This window comes from Vibrio penaeicida (assembly GCF_019977755.1).
GTDB classification, from domain to species: domain Bacteria; phylum Pseudomonadota; class Gammaproteobacteria; order Enterobacterales; family Vibrionaceae; genus Vibrio; species Vibrio penaeicida.
Window position 1 is genome coordinate 4,010,096 of the sequence record NZ_AP025144.1, and the last position, 20,732, is coordinate 4,030,827.

The following is a 20,732-nucleotide window of genomic DNA, read 5'->3' on the forward strand; positions in this document are numbered from 1 at the left end:
CGATGCCACTTTCTATCGAAAGATATGCATTTTCTAAAGATTTTCAGTGCGCAAATTAGGCGACAAAAATCCGAACCAGCAGCAAGAGTTTGATGTGGTTTGGATTAAAATTCCAAAAATATTTAGAGAATGGTGGGCGATACCGGGCTCGAACCAGTGACCCCCTGCTTGTAAGGCAGGTGCTCTCCCAACTGAGCTAATCGCCCACATATATTTTGATTTCCTGTGGCAGGAAATGGTGGGTCGTGCAGGATTCGAACCTGCGACCAATTGATTAAAAGTCAACTGCTCTACCAACTGAGCTAACGACCCAATGGTATCCCGTAGGGGAGTCGAACCCCTGTTACCGCCGTGAAAGGGCGGTGTCCTAGGCCTCTAGACGAACGGGACACTAGTATGAACGTATGGGAACGTTCATTTCTCTTTTCTACATAAACCGTATCAATCTGTGTGGGTACTCATCGCGATAATCATCGTATAAGGAGGTGATCCAGCCCCAGGTTCCCCTAGGGCTACCTTGTTACGACTTCACCCCAGTCATGAACCACAAAGTGGTAAGCGTCCCCCCGAAGGTTAAACTACCTACTTCTTTTGCAGCCCACTCCCATGGTGTGACGGGCGGTGTGTACAAAACGGAACGTATTCACCGTGGCATTCTGATCCACGATTACTAGCGATTCCGACTTCATGGAGTCGAGTTGCAGACTCCAATCCGGACTACGACGCACTTTTTGGGATTCGCTCACCATCGCTGGTTGTACCGCCCTCTGTATGCGCCATTGTAGCACGTGTGTAGCCCTACTCGTAGGCTATGATGACTTGACGTCGTCCCCACCTTCCTCCGGTTTATCACCGGCAGTCTCCCTGGAGTTCCCACCATTACGTGCTGGCAAACAAGGATAAGGGTTGCGCTCGTTGCGGGACTTAACCCAACATTTCACAACACGAGCTGACGACAGCCATGCAGCACCTGTCTCATAGTTCCCGAAGGCACCAAAGCATCTCTGCTAAGTTCTATGGATGTCAAGAGTAGGTAAGGTTCTTCGCGTTGCATCGAATTAAACCACATGCTCCACCGCTTGTGCGGTACCCGTCAATTCATTTGAGTTTTAATCTTGCGACCGTACTCCCCAGGCGGTCTACTTAACGCGTTAGCTCCGAAAGCCACGGCTCAAGTACCACAACCTCCAAGTAGACATCGTTTACGGCGTGGACTACCAGGGTATCTAATCCTGTTTGCTCCCCACGCTTTCGCATCTGAGTGTCAGTATCTGTCCAGGGTACGCCTTCGCCACTGGTATTCCTTCAGATCTCTACGCATTTCACCGCTACACCTGAAATTCTACCCCCTCTACAGTACTCTAGCCTGCCAGTTTCAAATGCGGTTCCGAGGTTGAGCCGGCTTTCACATCTGACTTAACAAACCACCTGCATGCGCTTTACGCCCAGTAATTCCGATTAACGCTCGCACCCTCCGTATTACCGCGGCTGCTGGCACGGAGTTAGCCGGTGCTTCTTCTGCAGCTAACGTCAAGATATGAAGCTATTAACTTCACACCCTTCCTCACTGCTGAAAGTACTTTACAACCCGAAAGCCTTCTTCATACACGCGGCATGGCTGCATCAGGCTTGCGCCCATTGTGCAATATTCCCCACTGCTGCCTCCCGTAGGAGTCTGGACCGTGTCTCAGTTCCAGTGTGGCTGATCATCCTCTCAGACCAGCTAGGGATCGTCGCCTTGGTGAGCCTTTACCTCACCAACTAGCTAATCCCACCTGGGCATATCCTGACGCGAGAGGCCCGAAGGTCCCCCTCTTTGGCCCGAAGGCGTTATGCGGTATTAGCCATCGTTTCCAATGGTTATCCCCCACATCAGGGCAATTTCCCAGGCATTACTCACCCGTCCGCCGCTCGACGCCGAATAGCAAGCTATTCTCGTTTCCGCTCGACTTGCATGTGTTAGGCCTGCCGCCAGCGTTCAATCTGAGCCATGATCAAACTCTTCAATTTAAGATTTTGTTCGGCTCAATGAATACTGACTTCAAACTACGTATGTAATTTAAAGCTATTATCGTTCCAACAGAACGATAATGAATTGACTGTGCCAAGACCGAAGTCTTGATTGGTCACTCAGTTCATTGAAACCTAAATTGTTTCCAAAGAAACTATTTGGATTATCATCAACGAGTGCCCACACAGATTGATAGGTCTATATTGTTAAAGAGCTTTGCTTTCAGTGTGTTACCACTTAGGCAGGACGCGTATAATACGCGACTGACTTTGGAAGTCAACATAAAATTCTAAACTTTTGTTTAAAACCTTATGGTGACTGAACTCAATAGAGTTCAATCAAAATCAAAGCCTGGCGATGTCCTACTCTCACATGGGGAAACCCCACACTACCATCGGCGCTATTGCGTTTCACTTCTGAGTTCGGCATGGAAATCAGGTGGGTCCACAACGCTATGGTCGCCAAGCAAATTCTTAATCTGGAAAGCTGTTTTTTTAGTTCTGATTCTTACACATTCAATCTGTTCTTATCTGAGCCCACAAAACCCCTTGGGTGTTGTATGGTTAAGCCTCACGGGCAATTAGTACAGGTTAGCTCAACGCCTCACAACGCTTACACACCCTGCCTATCAACGTTCTGGTCTCGAACAACCCTTTAGGACACTTAAAGTGTCAGGGAAGACTCATCTCAGGGCTCGCTTCCCGCTTAGATGCTTTCAGCGGTTATCGATTCCGAACTTAGCTACCGGGCAATGCCATTGGCATGACAACCCGAACACCAGAGGTTCGTCCACTCCGGTCCTCTCGTACTAGGAGCAGCCCCTTCAATCTTCCAACGCCCACGGCAGATAGGGACCGAACTGTCTCACGACGTTCTAAACCCAGCTCGCGTACCACTTTAAATGGCGAACAGCCATACCCTTGGGACCGACTTCAGCCCCAGGATGTGATGAGCCGACATCGAGGTGCCAAACACCGCCGTCGATATGAACTCTTGGGCGGTATCAGCCTGTTATCCCCGGAGTACCTTTTATCCGTTGAGCGATGCTACCTTCCATTCAGAACCACCGGATCACTATGACCTGCTTTCGCACCTGCTCGAATTGTCATTCTCGCAGTCAAGCGGGCTTATGCCATTGCACTAACCACACGATGTCCAACCGTGTTTAGCCCACCTTCGTGCTCCTCCGTTACTCTTTGGGAGGAGACCGCCCCAGTCAAACTACCCACCAGGCACTGTCCTCACCCCAGATAATGGGTACAAGTTAGAACATCAAAGCTACAAGGGTGGTATTTCAAGGACGGCTCCACCATATCTAGCGACATGGTTTCAAAGCCTCCCACCTATCCTACACATGTAGGTTCAATGTTCAGTGCCAAGCTGTAGTAAAGGTTCACGGGGTCTTTCCGTCTAGCCGCGGGTACACTGCATCTTCACAGCGATTTCAATTTCACTGAGTCTCGGGTGGAGACAGCGTACCATCATTACGCCATTCGTGCAGGTCGGAACTTACCCGACAAGGAATTTCGCTACCTTAGGACCGTTATAGTTACGTACCGCCGTTTACCAGGGCTTCGATCAAGAGCTTCGTCCGAAGACTAACCCCATCAATTAACCTTCCGGCACCGGGCAGGCGTCACACCGTATACGTCATCTTACGATTTTGCACAGTGCTGTGTTTTTAATAAACAGTTGCAGCCACCTGGTATCTGCGACTCCTAATAGCTCCATCCGCGAGGGACTTCACCGTCAAGAGCGTACCTTCTCCCGAAGTTACGGTACCATTTTGCCTAGTTCCTTCACCCGAGTTCTCTCAAGCGCCTTGGTATTCTCTACCCGACCACCTGTGTCGGTTTGGGGTACGATTCCTTACAATCTGAAGCTTAGAGGCTTTTCCTGGAAGCATGGCATCAATGACTTCACTGCCGTAGCAGCTCGACGTCGTGTCTCAGCCTTAATGACGGTCCGGATTTACCTAAACCATCAGCCTACGCACTTGAACCTGGACAACCATCGCCGCGCCACTTAGCCTTCTCCGTCCCCCCATCGCAATTGTAAGAAGTACGGGAATATTAACCCGTTTCCCATCGACTACGCTTTTCAGCCTCGCCTTAGGGGTCGACTTACCCTGCCCCGATTAACGTTGGACAGGAACCCTTGGTCTTCCGGCGAGGGAGTTTTTCACTCCCTTTATCGTTACTCATGTCAGCATTCGCACTTCTGATACCTCCAGCAGCCCTTACAGACCACCTTCAACGGCTTACAGAACGCTCCCCTACCCCGCAATCAAAAGATTGCAGCCGCAGCTTCGGTTTACTACTTAGCCCCGTTACATCTTCCGCGCATACGACTCGACCAGTGAGCTATTACGCTTTCTTTAAATGATGGCTGCTTCTAAGCCAACATCCTGGCTGTCTGAGCCTTCCCACATCGTTTCCCACTTAGTAGTAATTTGGGACCTTAGCTGGCGGTCTGGGTTGTTTCCCTCTCCACGACGGACGTTAGCACCCGCCGTGTGTCTCCGGATAGTACTTACTGGTATTCGGAGTTTGCAAAGGGTTGGTAAGTCGGGATGACCCCCTAGCCTTAACAGTGCTCTACCCCCAGTAGTATTCGTCCGAGGCGCTACCTAAATAGCTTTCGGGGAGAACCAGCTATCTCCAGGTTTGATTGGTACTTTCACCCCTAGCCACAAGTCATCCGCTAATTTTTCAACATTAGTCGGTTCGGTCCTCCAGTTGATGTTACTCAACCTTCAACCTGCCCATGGCTAGATCACCTGGTTTCGGGTCTATATCCAGAGACTGAACGCCCAGTTAAGACTCGGTTTCCCTACGGCTCCCCTAAACGGTTAACCTTGCCACTGAATATAAGTCGCTGACCCATTATACAAAAGGTACGCAGTCACACCACAAAGGTGCTCCTACTGCTTGTACGTACACGGTTTCAGGTTCTATTTCACTCCCCTCACAGGGGTTCTTTTCGCCTTTCCCTCACGGTACTGGTTCACTATCGGTCAGTCAGTAGTATTTAGCCTTGGAGGATGGTCCCCCCATATTCAGACAGGATATCACGTGTCCCGCCTTACTCGATTTCACTCAATGTGCGTTGTCGGTTACGGGGCTATCACCCTGTATCGCGTCCCTTTCCAGAGACTTCACCTGACGCACAAAAAGCTTAAGGGCTAACCCAATTTCGCTCGCCGCTACTTTCGGGATCTCGGTTGATTTCTCTTCCTCGGGGTACTTAGATGTTTCAGTTCCCCCGGTTTGCCTCCTGCTGCTATGTATTCACAACAGGATACTTACTTATGTAAGTGGGTTTCCCCATTCGGAAATCGTAGACTCAAGTGGCTTTTACTGCCTAATCTACGCTTATCGCAAGTTAATACGTCCTTCGTCGCCTCTGACTGCCAAGGCATCCACCGTGTACGCTTAGTCACTTAACCATACAACCCCAAAAGGTTTCTGTATGGCAAACAACCAAGGTTTATCGTTGTCTCTTTATTATGAGCGAGACAACACTTCGATTTTGCCGGACTCAAATATGTTTTCACTTTCGTGAAAACCCAAGAACACTTGAATGTGTGTTGGTACCTAAATGAACAAGTCATCTAGGATTTGAGAACTTTTAATTTGAATAACAACGCTTATCCGAAGATAAGGGGATTGTTGTTATTCGTCAGCTTTCCAAATTGTTAAAGAGCGTGATTCGTTAAGAACCATTTCTAAATATTCTGTATTAAGAAAATACTTAAAGATGGTGGAGCTAAGCAGGATCGAACTGCTGACCTCCTGCGTGCAAGGCAGGCGCTCTCCCAGCTGAGCTATAGCCCCATCAATAATGTTGCTGGAATCTTGCTTTTGGCAAGATTGGTGGGTCTGAGTGGACTTGAACCACCGACCTCCCGCTTATCAGGCGAGCGCTCTAACCAGCTGAGCTACAGACCCAACATTACTCTTAACTGTTATAAACCGTATCAATCTGTGTGGGTACTCATCGCGACAATCATCGTATAAGGAGGTGATCCAGCCCCAGGTTCCCCTAGGGCTACCTTGTTACGACTTCACCCCAGTCATGAACCACAAAGTGGTAAGCGTCCCCCCGAAGGTTAAACTACCTACTTCTTTTGCAGCCCACTCCCATGGTGTGACGGGCGGTGTGTACAAGGCCCGGGAACGTATTCACCGTGGCATTCTGATCCACGATTACTAGCGATTCCGACTTCATGGAGTCGAGTTGCAGACTCCAATCCGGACTACGACGCACTTTTTGGGATTCGCTCACCATCGCTGGTTGTACGCCCTCTGTATGCGCCATTGTAGCACGTGTGTAGCCCTACTCGTAAGAGTATGATGACTTGACGTCGTCCCCACCTTCCTCCGGTTTATCACCGGCAGTCTCCCTGGAGTTCCCACCATTACGTGCTGGCAAACAAGGATAAGGGTTGCGCTCGTTGCGGGACTTAACCCAACATTTCACAACACGAGCTGACGACAGCCATGCAGCACCTGTCTCAGAGTTCCCGAAGGCACCAAAACATCTCTGCTAAGTTCTCTGGATGTCAAGAGTAGGTAAGGTTCTTCGCGTTGCATCGAATTAAACCACATGCTCCACCGCTTGTGCGGCCCGTCAATTCATTTGAGTTTTAATCTTGCGACCGTACTCCCCAGGCGGTCTACTTAACGCGTTAGCTCCGAAAGCCACGGCTCAAGTACCACAACCTCCAAGTAGACATCGTTTACGGCGTGGACTACCAGGGTATCTAATCCTGTTTGCTCCCCACGCTTTCGCATCTGAGTGTCAGTATCTGTCCAGGTACCGCCTTCGCCACTGGTATTCCTTCAGATCTCTACGCATTTCACCGCTACACCTGAAATTCTACCCCCTCTACAGTACTCTAGCCTGCCAGTTTCAAATGCGGTTCCGAGGTTGAGCCCGGCTTTCACATCTGACTTAACAAACCACCTGCATGCGCTTTACGCCCAGTAATTCCGATTAACGCTCGCACCCTCCGTATTACCGCGGCTGCTGGCACGGAGTTAGCCGGTGCTTCTTCTGCAGCTAACGTCAAGATATGAAGCTATTAACTTCACACCCTTCCTCACTGCTGAAAGTACTTTACAACCCGAAGGCCTTCTTCATACACGCGGCATGGCTGCATCAGGCTTGCGCCCATTGTGCAATATTCCCCACTGCTGCCTCCCGTAGGAGTCTGGACCGTGTCTCAGTTCCAGTGTGGCTGATCATCCTCTCAGACCAGCTAGGGATCGTCGCCTTGGTGAGCCTTTACCTCACCAACTAGCTAATCCCACCTGGGCATATCCTGACGCGAGATGCCGAAGGTCCCCCTCTTTTACTCGAAGGCGTTATGCGGTATTAGCCATCGTTTCCAATGGTTATCCCCCACATCAGGGCAATTTCCCAGGCATTACTCACCCGTCCGCCGCTCGACGCCGAATAGCAAGCTATTCTCGTTTCCGCTCGACTTGCATGTGTTAAGTATGCCGCCAGCGTTCAATCTGAGCCATGATCAAACTCTTCAATTTAAGATTTTGTTCGGCTCAATGAATACTGACTTCAAACTACGTATGTAATTTAAAGCTATTATCGTTCCAACAGAACGATAATGAATTGACTGTGCCAAATAACTCGTTTCTATAAAGAAAGTCATTATTCGTATTGGTCACTCAGTTCATTGAAACCTAAATTGATACCGAAGTATCTATTTGGATTATCATCAACGAGTGCCCACACAGATTGATAGGTCTATATTGTTAAAGAGCGTTGCTTTTCGAGAAGTTTTTCTCTCGAAGCGGAGGTGCATTCTAGCGAGATAATTTGAAGAGTCAAACACTTTTTCAAATTTATTTTCTCAGAAGTTTTTCACCTCTCTAACACTGCTGAAGCCTTGTGGCGTCTGCCGTGTCAGTGAGGCGGCATTATAGGGAGATTAATAAAGTGCGCAAGACCTTTTTGATAAAAAATCGAAAAAAATGCGTTTTCGATGAAGAATCCATCAAAAACGAAAAAAGAGGGTTAAAAAACCCTCTTTTTCTTTCATTTATCTCTACTAATTAGATAAATGCATACGCGTCAGCGTACATCTGATCTCGCTTAGCTTGTTTAGATTGAGTAAATTGCTCTCTTGCTGCGCCGGCCATTTCAAAACGACCTGCAATGTAGATATCTACATTCTCTAAACTATTAAAGTCTTCTTCTACCGCTTGAAGCACATTGCCTAACTTACCAGACCAATTTGCATCTGCTTCTTCTACTACAGGAACGAAGTGAACATTGCTGTGAACATTTGCGATTTCAACCAACTCTTCTTTAGCATAGAGCTGGCATTCATCTTTCGCACCCCAATATAGGTGGATGGTGTTATTCAATTTTTGACTAACGCAATGGTCAAGTATAGAGCGCACATAGCTAAATCCAGTTCCACCAGCTATCAGTAACAGATCGTTAGTACTCTCTTCACGTACCCACGCATCACCATGTGGTGCATCTATTGCGATCTCGCTGCCGTCTTCCAGTGCTTTTTGCATTGCTTCGACAACTTCACTTGCATAAGCGTTGTGCTCCGCAGCACCGATATGCAGTTCGAGCTCTCCTTCATGGCGGCAAGGGCTACTTGCGATTGAAAATGGGCGTTTGTCTTTTTCACCCATTTCAACCAACAGGTACTGACCTGCTTTAAAGCTGACTGGTGTTTCTGGGTGCAATAAAATTTGGTATGTGTTGCACGCCAAAGGCTCAATGGACTTTACTTGGCATTTAATTGTCATGGTTTCCTCTTACTCACTTTCAAACGTGAGCAGTAAATCACTTTCGGCGTATGCCTGACATGGGAAGATCCAACCGTGAGCTATTTCTTTTTCCGTAAGCATAGGCTCAAGGTGATAGCTGACTTCCCCTTCTAATTTTCTGCACATACACATGGCACATGCGCCTACTGTACAACGATGCGGGAAGCGATAATTATTGTTGAGCGCTGCTTCCAGTATTGTTTGCCCAGTAGAAACTTCAAATACCCATTGCTGGGGCATTATGGTGACAGTTTGAGTCATTCTATTCCTAGTTGATCCCAAATCTCATCAATTTTTGCGACTACCGCAGGATCTTTCTTAATTGGTCGACCCCATTCACGCTGCGTCTCTTCTCTTTCGACTTTATTGGTAGCATCTAACCCCATTTGGGTCGTTGGAAGATTGGCTTCTTGCTTCATCAGCGTGTCACGAGCTGGGTCCATACGCGTGGTAATTGCCCATATAACATCATTCCAATCTCTGACATTCACATCTTCATCGCAAATGATGATGTATTGAAGATGGATATGCGCCTCAAACTCTTCCCATAGTGCGTTCATCAAACGGTGACCTTGCCAGGCTTCCGTTTTGTTGATGCTCACAATTGCCATGCTTCTACCATTTGCGGCTTCAGGCAAATGCAGATCAATCAGCTCTGGATGTTTTTGTTTGAACTGAGACACTAACTTATCGACGACTTCCGCCTCAGGCATGGTTTCTTTCGGTTTTGATGAAACCGACAGTTCAGCTTCCCATTTGATGGTGGAATCCAATCCCATTTTTGACCCAAGCCCAACCACTGGAGAAGCAAAATCCAATGAGTCTATCGGTGTGTTTTCTATCATGACAGTATCGTGAACAGGATCCATCTGCGTTGTCATGGCACGAACCACTTCACTCCAATCACGAGTATTTACACTTTCATCAACTACGATGACAAATTTGGTATACATGAATTGACGAAGGAAGGACCAAACTCCCATCATGACTCGCTTGGCATGTCCTGGGTATTGCTTCTTCATCGACACGACGGCCATTCGATAAGAACAGCCTTCGGGTGGCAGATAGAAATCCGTAATCTCTGGGAACTGCTTTTGCAAAATAGGTACGAACACTTCGTTCAACGCAACCCCTAATACTGCGGGTTCATCTGGCGGACGACCTGTGTATGTACTGTGGTAGATGGGGTTTTCGCGCATCGTCACATGAGTTACCGTAAAGACGTGGTGTTTCTCCACTTCATTATAGTAGCCTGTGTGGTCACCATAAGGGCCTTCGTCGGCATATTCATTTGGGTCTATATACCCTTCCAATACAATTTCTGCACTGGCTGGTACTTCAAGCTCGTTACTGACCGATTTTACGACTTCGGTTTTGCTACCTCGAAGTAAACCAGCAAAGGCATATTCAGATAAAGTATCAGGTACAGGAGTCACAGCGCCAAGAATGGTTGCAGGATCAGCACCAAATGCAACCGACACGGGGAAAGGTTTACCCGGGTTCGTTTCCATCCAATCACGTAAATCGAGAGCTCCACCACGATGGGCGAGCCAACGCATGATAACTTTGTTCTTACTCAGCTTTTGTTGACGGTAAATTCCAAGGTTCTGCCGCTTTTTGCTCGGACCTTTCGTAACCGTTAACCCCCAAGTGAGGAGTGGTGCAACGTCTTCAGCCCAACAGCTCATCACCGGGATTTTGTCTAAATCGACTTGCTCACCAGACCACACAATTTGCTGACAAGGTGCTTTTCGCAAACGCTTTGCTGGCATATTCAAGACTTGTCGAAAGACTGGGAGCTTGTCTAGGGCATCTTTAAATCCTTTAGGCGGTTCTGGTTCTTTCAAGTAAGCCAGTAGTTTCCCAACTTCTCGTAATTCTGATACGTCACCGCGCCCCATTCCTATTGCCACTCGCTCGGTCGTACCAAACAAGTTCGCTAATACTGGAACATCATAACCAATCGGGTTTTCAAACAATAAGGCAGGACCACCAGCGCGCAAAGTACGATCGCTGATCTCGGTCATTTCGTAATGTGGGTCAACTGGGTGGGTAATGCGTTTTAATAAGCCTTCATTTTCAAGGTGTTCAATAAAATCGCGTAAATCCTTAAAACTCATAGACCTTTCTTGTAACAGGTTAAATTGCGCGCATTATATCAAAGACAAATGCAATATACTCTCGTTACCGATAAACTCTCGGCAGGGATAGATACGTGAATGGCGGAATCTAAGAGCAATTCTATTTGTCTTTTGTTCTCGAGAGCACTTGAAGCAAAGATTTGGTGTTCAAGCCTCGATGATTTTCAGCCAATTGCTCAACCCATCCCCTGTGTCCGTGCTTAACAAGGTTGCGAGCGACAATAGAAGCATCGTTTGACTGCTTAAGCTTCTTAATCAGAAAAGTTTTTACTTCCAATGGAATGGGGTCTAAGCGTGTCAACTCATCCAACGCAGCATCATGCAGTGATGGATTATCACTCGCAAGCATGAGTTGCTGAAGTGAAAACTCGCTTTTAATTTTGGCCAATCGCTTCAATTCTGACTTACTGTGACTATCCGCTTTCATGCGCCATAGCAACTTATAGACTTCTGGATCCTCGCTAACTTGAGCCATACGAACGACTACTTGGGTCGAAGGAAGCCAATTGGTGATGGGGTTTTGTGTGATTTGCTTTATAAGGTAGTCCAGAGCCTTAGGAGATAAACCGTCTAATTCACGGATCAACAACGCTTCTCTTTCTTTATTTTTCTTACTCTCCTCATCCGTTAACCACTGAGACAAAACCAGGTCCAGTTGCTCTGCTTTAAGGATAAAGGTCAAAATTTGTTGGTCGCTATGCCAACGCTTCAGTAAGCGGCTGGCGACAGCACTGGAGTCAAACGCGGGAACAGAGAATTCATAGCCTTCGCCTTGCTTACGCACTTTATATGGCGAAGGGCGGCCAATTTGTTTTTGAACAAACTTAGCCATCTTGGATGTGAGAATAATGTCTTGGTCTTCCATATGCTCTAATAACAGAAAACGCACAACATCTTGCTGAGGCAGACTAAGCCTTTGCAAAGAAAAATCCAAAGAGCTGACTTCATCTTTCAAAACTAACTGATAAAGCTCATCGGCTTTATTCAGAACTTGCTGGTCTAAAACCCACTGCTGGGCTTCCTCATGTGACAGCTCTTTTGCTGACAATGGAGAAAACAATAGAAGTAAAGATATAAACCATGCCAACATCCCTTGTTGCATATTAACATCCTGTTAACGATTTCGTCTATTTTGCAACCATTATGAATTAGACGCAAACAAAAACACCACCTGAGTCGGTGGTGTTTTGTTAAACAATATTAACGTATTTTACTGTCGACGCATCGCGTCGAAGAACTCATCGTTTGTTTTGGTCATTGCCAATTTATCGATAAGGAACTCCATTGCATCGATTTCACCCATTGGGTGAACAATCTTGCGGAGAATCCACATTTTTTGAAGCTCATCAGTTTTCGTTAGAAGCTCTTCACGACGAGTACCACTGCGATTAAAGTCTATTGCAGGGAAAACACGCTTCTCAGCGATCTTACGGTTCAGGTGTAATTCCATGTTACCTGTACCTTTAAATTCTTCGTAGATAACTTCGTCCATCTTAGAACCCGTATCCACTAGCGCTGTAGCAATGATAGTCAGGCTACCACCTTCTTCTACGTTACGTGCTGCACCAAAGAAACGCTTTGGACGGTGCAATGCATTCGCGTCTACACCACCAGTCAGGACTTTACCTGACGAAGGCACTACGGTGTTGTATGCACGTGCTAGACGTGTAATGGAATCCAAAAGGATGACTACGTTTTTCTTGTGCTCTACTAAGCGTTTAGCTTTTTCGATAACCATTTCAGCGACCTGAACATGGCGAGAAGCAGGTTCATCAAACGTGGATGCAATCACTTCACCTTTTACTAGGCGTTGCATCTCTGTTACCTCTTCCGGACGCTCATCAATCAGAAGAACCATCAGTTCACATTCTGGGTGATTGTGCGCAATGCTTTGTGCAATGTTCTGAAGAAGCATCGTTTTACCCGCTTTTGGCGGAGCAACGATAAGACCACGTTGACCTTTACCGATTGGTGAGGCTAAATCCAAAACACGTGCAGTGATGTCTTCGGTCGAACCATTACCGCGCTCCATGACCATACGTTCGTTGGCATGAAGAGGAGTAAGGTTTTCGAAAAGGATCTTGTTGCGAGCGTTGTCTGGTTTGTCGTGGTTGACTGTGTTGACTTTTAGAAGGGCAAAATAGCGTTCACCGTCTTTAGGTGGTCGAATCTTCCCTGCAATGGAGTCACCAGTGCGTAAATTAAATCGACGAATCTGGCTTGGTGATACGTAGATATCGTCTGGACCAGCTAGATAAGAACTGTCGGCACTACGTAAGAAACCAAACCCATCTTGAAGAATTTCCAGAACCCCATCACCAAAGATATCTTCACCACTTTTTGCGTGAGCCTTTAAGATGGAAAATATAATGTCTTGTTTTCTTAAACGCGCTAGGTTTTCTAAACCCAGGCTTTCACCTAGTTTCACGAGCTCAGACACAGGTCTGTTCTTCAGTTCTGTCAGGTTCATAGTAGTGGATACTTGTTTAGTCAAAATAGGATCTGTTGTGTTAGTTAGAGAGATTTGGTCACAGGATCGACCAAGAAATGAACATTTGTTTAATTAGCGTGCGACAAATTAGCACTAAAATCAAGCCTAGTCTAGCCATTAAAAAAAATCAAAACCGTGCATCTAGATGTGGAGCACGGTTTTATGACTAAGTTTGCATTCGCTATTAAATATTAGCGTCTAGGAACTCTTTCAGTTGAGTCTTAGAAAGTGCGCCAACTTTCGTCGCTGCAACACTGCCATCTTTAAATAGAAGTAGTGTTGGGATACCGCGGATACCAAACTTTGGTGGCGTACCCGAGTTTTGATCGATGTTTAGCTTACCGATAGTGAGCTTGCCTTCGTACTCGTCTGCGATCTCGTCCAAAATTGGAGCAATCATTTTACAAGGACCACACCATTCTGCCCAGAAATCTACCAGAACTGGACCTGCAGCTTGGATTACATCTTGTTCAAAACCGTCATCTGTAAGCTGCAAAATCTTGTCACTCATCTTCCACTCCGTTGTGTTTTTCAGGAACTGGTTGGATGATAACCAGTAAATAGATGCCCTATTGGAATGTATTTACTTTCGTAATGCAAGCTTAAGCTGATATTCTATACCCATGAAAAAGACGCATATCACAGAGCAAAAGTTCGCCGATTTGGATTTACACCCCCAAATCATTGAAGGGCTTGAGAAAAAAGGGTTCGAATTTTGTACCCCTATTCAAGCCTTGGCGTTGCCGGTACTGCTCACCGGCCAAGACATTGCAGGCCAGGCCCAAACGGGCACTGGTAAGACCCTCGCGTTTCTTACTGCTACTTTCAACCATTTACTGACAACGCCTGAACACGAAGGTCGCAATCCATCGCAACCACGTGCGATTGTGATGGCACCAACTCGAGAGCTTGCGATTCAGATCCACAACGACGCGAAGCCCTTGATGGAGTCGACTGGCGTTAAAATCGCACTGGCTTACGGTGGCGAAAGCTACGACAAACAATTGGCGACTATTGAACAAGGTGTTGATATTCTTATCGGTACCACCGGTCGTATCATCGATTTCTACAAACAACGTGTTTTCAATCTAAATAACATCCAAGCGGTTGTTCTTGATGAAGCCGATCGTATGTTTGACCTCGGTTTTATTAAAGACATCCGTTTCTTATTCCGCCGTATGCCTGAGCCGAAAGACAGGCTGAACATGCTGTTCTCGGCAACCTTGTCTTACCGCGTACAAGAACTGGCTTTCGAGCACATGCACAACCCAGAGCATGTCGTCGTAGAACCAGAAAGAAAAACCGGTCACCGTATTCAAGAAGAACTTTTCTATCCGTCGAATGAAGACAAAATGACGCTTCTGCAGACACTAATAGAAGAAGAGTGGCCAGATCGTGCAATTGTATTTGCCAATACCAAGTACAAGTGCGAATCCATTTGGGGTCACCTAGCCGCTGATGGGCATCGCGTAGGTTTGCTAACAGGTGATGTACCACAGAAGAAACGTGAACGTATTTTAGAACAATTCACTCAAGGTCATGTTGATCTACTGATTGCTACCGATGTTGCTGCGCGTGGATTGCACATTCCTCAAGTGACGCACGTCTTTAACTACGACTTGCCGGACGATTGCGAAGATTACGTACACCGAATTGGTCGTACTGGTCGTGCGGGTGAAAGTGGTCACTCAATTAGCTTTGCATGTGAAGAGTACGCCATCAACCTGACTGCGATCGAGGACTACATCGAGCACCCGATCCCTGTGTCCGATTACGATGCTAGCGCATTACTTGAACATCTACCGGCTCCGCTTCGCCTGCGTCACAAACAAATGCAGCAGCGTCGCACCAACACTGGTGGAAACAAACACGGCGGTAACCGCAAGCGCCATTCGCGCCCAAGAGCACCTCGTCATCAGTCTTAAGGAACACAGCAAATATTTATGAGTCAGTCAGCTACTTCGCCGCTTTACGCTGCTATCGACCTCGGGTCGAACAGTTTTCATATGCTCGTTGTGCGTCATATCGATGGCAGCGTTCAAATCATGGCCAAAATCAAACGCAAAGTGCGTTTGGCCGCTGGGTTAGATAAGGATAATAAACTTAGCACTGAAGCCATGCAGCGAGGGTGGGATTGCCTCAGCTTATTTGCAGAAAGGCTGCAAGATATATCGCCAGAGAACATTCGCATCGTTGGAACCGCGACATTGCGCACCGCAACAAATGTGGATGTTTTCTTAGAAAAGGCGAATGATATTTTAGGCTACGACATCAATGTCATTGCCGGTGAAGAAGAAGCTGCCACTATCTATAAAGGGGTAGCTCATACTTCAGGCGGTCTAGGTCGCCGATTGGTTGTTGATATTGGTGGTGCTAGTACGGAATTGATTATTGGTGAAGGATTTGATGCAAAAGCACTCACCAGCTTGAAAATGGGTTGTGTAACTTGGCTTGAACAGCATTTTAAAGACCGACAATTAACCATAACCAATTTCAATACCGCTATTGAAGCCGCAAAAAACACCCTAGCACCGATTCTAGAGCAGTATAAAGACATCGGCTGGGATGTATGTGTCGGAGCGAGCGGTACCGTGCAGGCACTTCAAGAAATCATGCTGGCACAAGGCATGGATGAAGTGATCACCCATGCCAAATTAAAACGCCTACAGAAGCAAGCCATGTTGGCGGATCATTTAGAAGAGCTGGATATTGATGGTCTAACACTGGAACGAGCATTGGTATTCCCAAGTGGTCTTTCCATTTTGATCGCGATTTTTGAGCTTCTAGAGATAGAGTCGATGACCCTCGCCGGAGGCGCACTTCGCGAAGGCATGGTGTACGAAATGATGGCAGAAATGCGTCAAGACGACATTCGAGCCAGAACCATTGCCAGCATACAGTCTCGCTACCAACTTGATTCCGAATATGGCGAATTAGTCGCTGATTCAGCAAGCCAGCTCTTCAAGCAATGTGGTGGCGAAGATTGGATTGCTGAACCACAAGCTCACTATCTATTATCTTCTGTTGCGAAGCTTCATGAGGTTGGGCTGACTATCGATTACAAATGCGGTGGAAAGCATAGTGCGTACTTACTACAGCACTTAGACTTACCGGGTTTCACCCGCGCACAGAAACACTTATTGGCTGAACTCGCCAGACGATACAGAGAGCAAGTAAGCTCTTTACCAGGACAGCATGCATTGTCGGGTCAAAGTGCCAAACGAGTACTGAGATTACTCAGGTTAGCCGTATTGCTGACGCACAGGCGATGCTCCGAACTTCAACCAAAAGTCACGTTGAATGCAGAGGGTGACAGGCTCGAGCTGTGTGTAGACAAACAATGGTTGGAGAGCAACCCCCTTACCAAGGCTGAGCTAGAGATTGAATCGAATAGACAATCTGATATGGGGTGGCCGCTTGCAATCAAAGCGTGCTAGTTGAGCTTGTTTCACTAGAGCCTATTGAAATGTCCAAGCCTCGCATGATGCGAGGCTTTTTTTTGGTAAACGCAACCTTACTTAATTGCTACGGAAGCCAGTATGCGTCGCTTTCCGGTAAAAGGCTGCCTTGCATGCAAAACGGTGTAATTGTTAACTAACAACACATCCCCAGCTTCCCAACGAAAGTTAACACTGAGCTCATCCATGGCAGATTTGGTTTTCTCCATGACTTCTGCGTCCATTAGTGCTCCACTGCCACTGGTCACCGCCTTGGTTGAAACATTTCGGCTATCATTCCAGCCGTCAAACACGGCAACAATAGAATTGAAGAACGTTTTCTCCTGCGTTTCTTCATCAAATCGAATCGCGGGTAAAACAGAGGTTTCTGTTTTCAGTACGCCTTTTTCTCCCCATTGCCAGTTCATTTCATGTTCACGCAACTTCGCTTCGCATTCCTCGCGTGTTTCTACATGAAAAGTTTCTTTCCATGAACGTCCAATAGGAGATGAGTTATCGGTTACCTCTGGCATGTAACGCACATATCGAACGCCCTCTTGCTCGATTTTTGCTGCAAACTCAGGTGCAATATCAAAAAAGCGTTGGCAAATTTCAGAAGAGTGAAGGATGGACGTCGAACCACCAGTTTCTGAAGGGATATCGCAGTAGAAGAAAATGTACCCAGGTGGATTCGGAGTTTGTGCCATTTCATGATGAAATGGTATTTTTTCGGTCGCTGGGGCTTCATTAGCCGTCACAATACGTGATTGTGTGACCTGAACGCGAGGCGCTGCCCCACCAATATAAGGCATGTTTTCATAGTCTGAATGATTCAGAAGCTGCTCAAACAAATCAGCATCCTGCACCGGAAACCCTCGTAATAGTATTGCGCCGTGCGTAATCAATTTTTCGTGAACCGCTTCTTTTACACCAGAAAACCAATTCAACATGGCGGTAGGCTCTAAAGCGACAGCATCATCAGGTGGAAGAATAACCAAAGGAAACGCGCGCCCATTAACGCTTTTTTGCTCCGGTATATTTCCAATATTCAAAGTCATTCTTCTCTCCAATAAATAAATCAATAGTGAATGAATTATCACCACCCTATCACACCCAATATAAATGTAAATCAATTGTGAATGAATTTACATCCTGATCACGAAATACGATATATGCCATATCGTATTTTCAGAATTAACAGGCTAGATGACTAGGGTCTAGTGACCTGGTTATAAGAGTGGCTGTATGGGTAGCGAAGTCCGCTACACAAGCAAAAGACCTCTCCACTTTATTCAAACCCAATCGAGCTTTCTGTCGAAAAGCGCTTGGTGGAGAGGCTGGAGTATTTCTATTTCAATTCAGCTGCGTAGGTATCGGCAATGGCTTTTTCGGCATTACCCGCTTCTGAGACCAAGAGTTCGTAGTACTTCTTGCCTTGTTTCACGTTCTTAGAGAACCATTGATACACTGGCTGTGCCTTTTCTTTGAATTGATCTTTCTCCGCTTTACTAGGCACATACAGCTTTCCGCCAGCCTTTGAGAAATCTTGATAAGCTTTAATGGATTTGCGCTTAGGTGAGGCAAATGTCGCTTGTTGGAGTGCATAAAACCCATCCACAACAACTTTACGTAGATCTTCTGGCATTTTGCTGAAGTGCTCGTTATTCATAAACCACAATGCCGCCATGTAAGCATGACCATCGAGTGTTACGTACTTCAGCCCTGCTTCTGGGAATTTCATGCCCATAATGTCGGTAATACCGTTCTTAGACCCTTCCACAACGCCCGTTTGGAATGATGTATAAAGCTCTGGCCATGGGATTGGGGTAGGGCTTGCACCCAGAGATTTCACCAACTCCTGAGGTAAATCAGCCACAACGGTACGTATCTTCAATCCTTTAATATCATCTGGGGATTTCACCGTGCGCTTTGTATTCGCAAAGTTACGCCACCCACCCGTATTACCGATGGTCATCAAGCGGACTTTGTTGCCCGAATCTTTCAAAATATCGCTGCGCATTTCCTGCACAAACTGACCACTTAGCACTTCTTCAGCAACTCGGTCGCTTGATAGGATGTAAGGTAAGTCGAGCACTTGCACGTAAGGGAACATATTTGCGGTACCACCCGATGTGGACACATAAATATCGATAGAGCCATCTTCCAGTGCTTGTACACATTCAGTGCCGTTACCACATAATTGAGTGCCAATGAATAAGTCCACCGAGATCTTTCCATTAGAGCGCGATTCCACAAAATCTTTGAACACGACCAAACCATCATAGTCTTCATCGTTTTCATTTGAGTTGGCTACGGCTCTTAATCGAAAATCTGCAGCCTGAGCAGCAGTTATCGACGACGCAAGAACCAGAGCAGCAAGACTGTTCACCATCGCTTTAGCAAATTTCATAATTTCTTATCCTTTTGAATGTTTCACTTTCCTGTTTTACGTGTTGCGCACTGGGCTTATTGTTATCGCTTTCCTCAGCAGCAGCACTTTCAGACCTTACGGTCAAACATTAAGGTCACCCATCAGGCTGACCTCAAATTCATTGAACTAATCCAAGCCATTTTGGAATGGTCATGGAAACGGATGGGAAAAAGGTAATGATAAAAATCACCAAAACTTCGACAGCCAAGAACGGAAGTATCCCCTTGGCAATAGATTCCACCCTTTCCCCCGACACACTCGAAGCCACAAACAACACCAGCCCCATTGGTGGTGTGGCTAACCCAACGGTTAAGTTCACACTCATAATGATCGCAAAGTGCACAGGGTCTATTCCGATAGAAATAAAGATAGGAGCGAGAATAGGACCGAGAATGATGATGGCGGGACCGGCATCTAAAAACATACCCACAACAAACAACAAGATGTTAATGGCAAACAGTAAAATCAGTGGGTTATCACTGATGGCCAAAACCCATCCAGCCAAATCTTCTGCCGCGTGAGACAAGCTCACCACGGTCTTGAATGCCAATGCAGAGCCTACGAGAAGAAGAACCACGGCTGAAGACGACGCTGAGCGAGCAAATATCTCGGGTAAGTCTCTTAGGTTTATGGTTTTGAGCATGAAAAGGCTTAGGAATAACGCATAACCCACTGCAATGGCAGACGCTTCCGTGGGGGTAAAGATTCCTCCCACAATCCCACCCAAAATTATCACAGGGGTCATTAACGGTAGAATCGCGGCGCGAGTTGCTTGCCCACGCTCTGGCCACGTTGACTTCTGGCTGGCTATGGGGAAGTTATGCTTTTTCGCCAATAATGTTGTGACTCCCATCAACGCCAAACCAATCAACACACCGGGGACCACACCTGCCGCAAATAAGGCAGCAACCGATACTTCCATGGTGTAGGCGTAGATGATCATGATGCCAGACGGCGGAATAATAGGTCCAATCACAGAACTGGCTGCGGTAATCGCCGCCGCAAAGCGCCGCGAGTAACCATTCTTCTCCATCGCGGGTATCAGCATAGAGCCTAAGGCAGAAGTATCGGCTACTGCAGATCCGGATAGCCCTGCGAAAAGCATACTCGACATAATATTTACGTGCGCCAATCCGCCTCTCACATGCCCAATGAAAGCTTGAGAAAAGTTAACCAGTTGAAGAGTAATGCCTCCACGGTTCATCAATTCGCCCGCCAACATAAAAAATGGAATAGCCATCAAAGGGAATGAATCAATACCGTTGTAAATATTTCGAAATAGCAGGGGCAAGTCGCGGTCCATATCCAACGCAAGCATCATTGCGCCAGGAGCAAACAGTGTTGCAAAGAAAACAGGTAGCCCAATTAAGAGAAGAACCAAAAATAAAGGTAAAAAGAGAACGAGCATC

At 46.8% G+C, this 20,732-nt stretch carries 11 protein-coding genes, 5 tRNA genes and 4 rRNA genes; 2 read left to right on the top strand and 18 right to left on the bottom strand.

The genetic code is table 11. The annotated features are described in order from the left end of the window. Window positions 1-130: 130 nt before the first annotated feature. From LDO37_RS17890 to trxA, 15 genes are all read right to left on the bottom strand, one after another. Window positions 131-206 (bottom strand) — tRNA-Val (locus tag LDO37_RS17890). Window positions 207-236: 30 nt separating this feature from the next. Continuing rightward, a tRNA-Lys gene (locus LDO37_RS17895) sits at window positions 237-312 on the bottom strand. 2 nt (window positions 313-314) lie between these two features. Further along, window positions 315-390, bottom strand: a tRNA-Glu gene (locus tag LDO37_RS17900). A gap of 88 nt (window positions 391-478) precedes the next feature. Next, a 16S ribosomal RNA gene (locus LDO37_RS17905) occupies window positions 479-2,010 on the bottom strand. Between the two features lie 350 nt (window positions 2,011-2,360). Beyond that, window positions 2,361-2,477 (bottom strand): 5S ribosomal RNA (gene rrf / locus LDO37_RS17910). A gap of 93 nt (window positions 2,478-2,570) precedes the next feature. Beyond that, a 23S ribosomal RNA gene (locus LDO37_RS17915) occupies window positions 2,571-5,459 on the bottom strand. A 312-nt stretch (window positions 5,460-5,771) separates the two neighbouring features. Further along, a tRNA-Ala gene (locus LDO37_RS17920) sits at window positions 5,772-5,847 on the bottom strand. 37 nt (window positions 5,848-5,884) lie between these two features. Beyond that, window positions 5,885-5,961, bottom strand: a tRNA-Ile gene (locus tag LDO37_RS17925). Window positions 5,962-6,027: 66 nt separating this feature from the next. Beyond that, window positions 6,028-7,560 (bottom strand): 16S ribosomal RNA (locus tag LDO37_RS17930). Together the 16S, 23S and 5S rRNA genes with 5 tRNA genes alongside form the textbook arrangement of a ribosomal RNA operon. Window positions 7,561-8,088: 528 nt before the next feature. Next, on the bottom strand, window positions 8,089-8,802 hold the full coding sequence (fre, locus tag LDO37_RS17935) for an NAD(P)H-flavin reductase (protein WP_126609975.1): 714 nt from the start codon (window positions 8,800-8,802) through the stop codon (window positions 8,089-8,091). Window positions 8,803-8,811: 9 nt separating this feature from the next. Then, window positions 8,812-9,084, bottom strand: a complete 273-nt coding sequence (locus tag LDO37_RS17940; RefSeq protein WP_004399134.1) for a 2Fe-2S iron-sulfur cluster-binding protein — start codon at window positions 9,082-9,084, stop codon at window positions 8,812-8,814. Further along, complete coding sequence (ubiD, locus tag LDO37_RS17945; RefSeq protein WP_126609976.1) at window positions 9,081-10,943, bottom strand: 4-hydroxy-3-polyprenylbenzoate decarboxylase; 1,863 nt, start codon at window positions 10,941-10,943, stop codon at window positions 9,081-9,083. Before ubiD ends, LDO37_RS17940 begins: the two co-directional genes overlap by 4 nt. Window positions 10,944-11,064: 121 nt before the next feature. Beyond that, entirely contained in the window at window positions 11,065-12,066 is a 1,002-nt protein-coding gene (locus tag LDO37_RS17950) for a hypothetical protein (RefSeq protein WP_126609977.1), read from the bottom strand. Window positions 12,067-12,174: 108 nt separating this feature from the next. Beyond that, complete coding sequence (rho, locus tag LDO37_RS17955) at window positions 12,175-13,434, bottom strand: transcription termination factor Rho (protein WP_101111407.1); 1,260 nt, start codon at window positions 13,432-13,434, stop codon at window positions 12,175-12,177. 205 nt (window positions 13,435-13,639) lie between these two features. Next, window positions 13,640-13,966 (bottom strand): thioredoxin TrxA, encoded by a 327-nt coding sequence (gene trxA, locus LDO37_RS17960; RefSeq protein ID WP_126609978.1) that lies wholly within the window; start codon window positions 13,964-13,966, stop codon window positions 13,640-13,642. A gap of 112 nt (window positions 13,967-14,078) precedes the next feature. Here trxA and rhlB point away from each other — a divergent pair, with 112 nt between their 5' ends. Further along, window positions 14,079-15,380: an ATP-dependent RNA helicase RhlB gene (rhlB, locus tag LDO37_RS17965; RefSeq protein ID WP_126609979.1), complete on the top strand. Its 1,302-nt coding sequence runs from the start codon at window positions 14,079-14,081 to the stop codon at window positions 15,378-15,380. Window positions 15,381-15,398: 18 nt separating this feature from the next. After that, entirely contained in the window at window positions 15,399-16,892 is a 1,494-nt protein-coding gene (gene gppA, locus LDO37_RS17970; protein WP_126609980.1) for a guanosine-5'-triphosphate,3'-diphosphate diphosphatase, read from the top strand. Between the two features lie 77 nt (window positions 16,893-16,969). Here the strand turns inward: gppA and LDO37_RS17975 are convergent, their stop codons facing one another. The 3 genes from LDO37_RS17975 to LDO37_RS17985 all read right to left on the bottom strand — a co-directional run bounded on the left by LDO37_RS17975 (window position 16,970) and on the right by LDO37_RS17985 (window position 20,731). Further along, the gene (locus tag LDO37_RS17975) at window positions 16,970-17,950 is read right to left on the bottom strand and encodes a TauD/TfdA family dioxygenase (RefSeq protein WP_126609981.1); all 981 of its coding nucleotides are present in this window, start codon (window positions 17,948-17,950) and stop codon (window positions 16,970-16,972) included. A gap of 290 nt (window positions 17,951-18,240) precedes the next feature. Then, the gene (locus LDO37_RS17980) at window positions 18,241-19,284 is read right to left on the bottom strand and encodes a TRAP transporter substrate-binding protein (protein WP_370693438.1); all 1,044 of its coding nucleotides are present in this window, start codon (window positions 19,282-19,284) and stop codon (window positions 18,241-18,243) included. 157 nt (window positions 19,285-19,441) lie between these two features. Next, on the bottom strand, window positions 19,442-20,731 hold the full coding sequence (locus LDO37_RS17985) for a TRAP transporter large permease (RefSeq protein WP_101111413.1): 1,290 nt from the start codon (window positions 20,729-20,731) through the stop codon (window positions 19,442-19,444). Window position 20,732: the final 1 nt, after the last annotated feature.

Bases quoted from the DNA above. Each gene is read 5' to 3' on its own strand.
- fre (WP_126609975.1), bottom strand. From the start codon at position 8,802: ATGACAATTAAATGCCAAGTAAAGTCCATTGAGCCTTTGGCGTGCAAC.
- LDO37_RS17940 (WP_004399134.1), bottom strand. From the start codon at position 9,084: ATGACTCAAACTGTCACCATAATGCCCCAGCAATGGGTATTTGAAGTT.
- ubiD (WP_126609976.1), bottom strand. From the start codon at position 10,943: ATGAGTTTTAAGGATTTACGCGATTTTATTGAACACCTTGAAAATGAA.
- LDO37_RS17950 (WP_126609977.1), bottom strand. From the start codon at position 12,066: ATGCAACAAGGGATGTTGGCATGGTTTATATCTTTACTTCTATTGTTT.
- rho (WP_101111407.1), bottom strand. From the start codon at position 13,434: ATGAACCTGACAGAACTGAAGAACAGACCTGTGTCTGAGCTCGTGAAA.
- trxA (WP_126609978.1), bottom strand. From the start codon at position 13,966: ATGAGTGACAAGATTTTGCAGCTTACAGATGACGGTTTTGAACAAGAT.
- rhlB (WP_126609979.1), top strand. From the start codon at position 14,079: ATGAAAAAGACGCATATCACAGAGCAAAAGTTCGCCGATTTGGATTTA.
- gppA (WP_126609980.1), top strand. From the start codon at position 15,399: ATGAGTCAGTCAGCTACTTCGCCGCTTTACGCTGCTATCGACCTCGGG.
- LDO37_RS17975 (WP_126609981.1), bottom strand. From the start codon at position 17,950: ATGACTTTGAATATTGGAAATATACCGGAGCAAAAAAGCGTTAATGGG.
- LDO37_RS17980 (WP_370693438.1), bottom strand. From the start codon at position 19,284: ATGGTGAACAGTCTTGCTGCTCTGGTTCTTGCGTCGTCGATAACTGCT.
- LDO37_RS17985 (WP_101111413.1), bottom strand. From the start codon at position 20,731: ATGCTCGTTCTCTTTTTACCTTTATTTTTGGTTCTTCTCTTAATTGGG.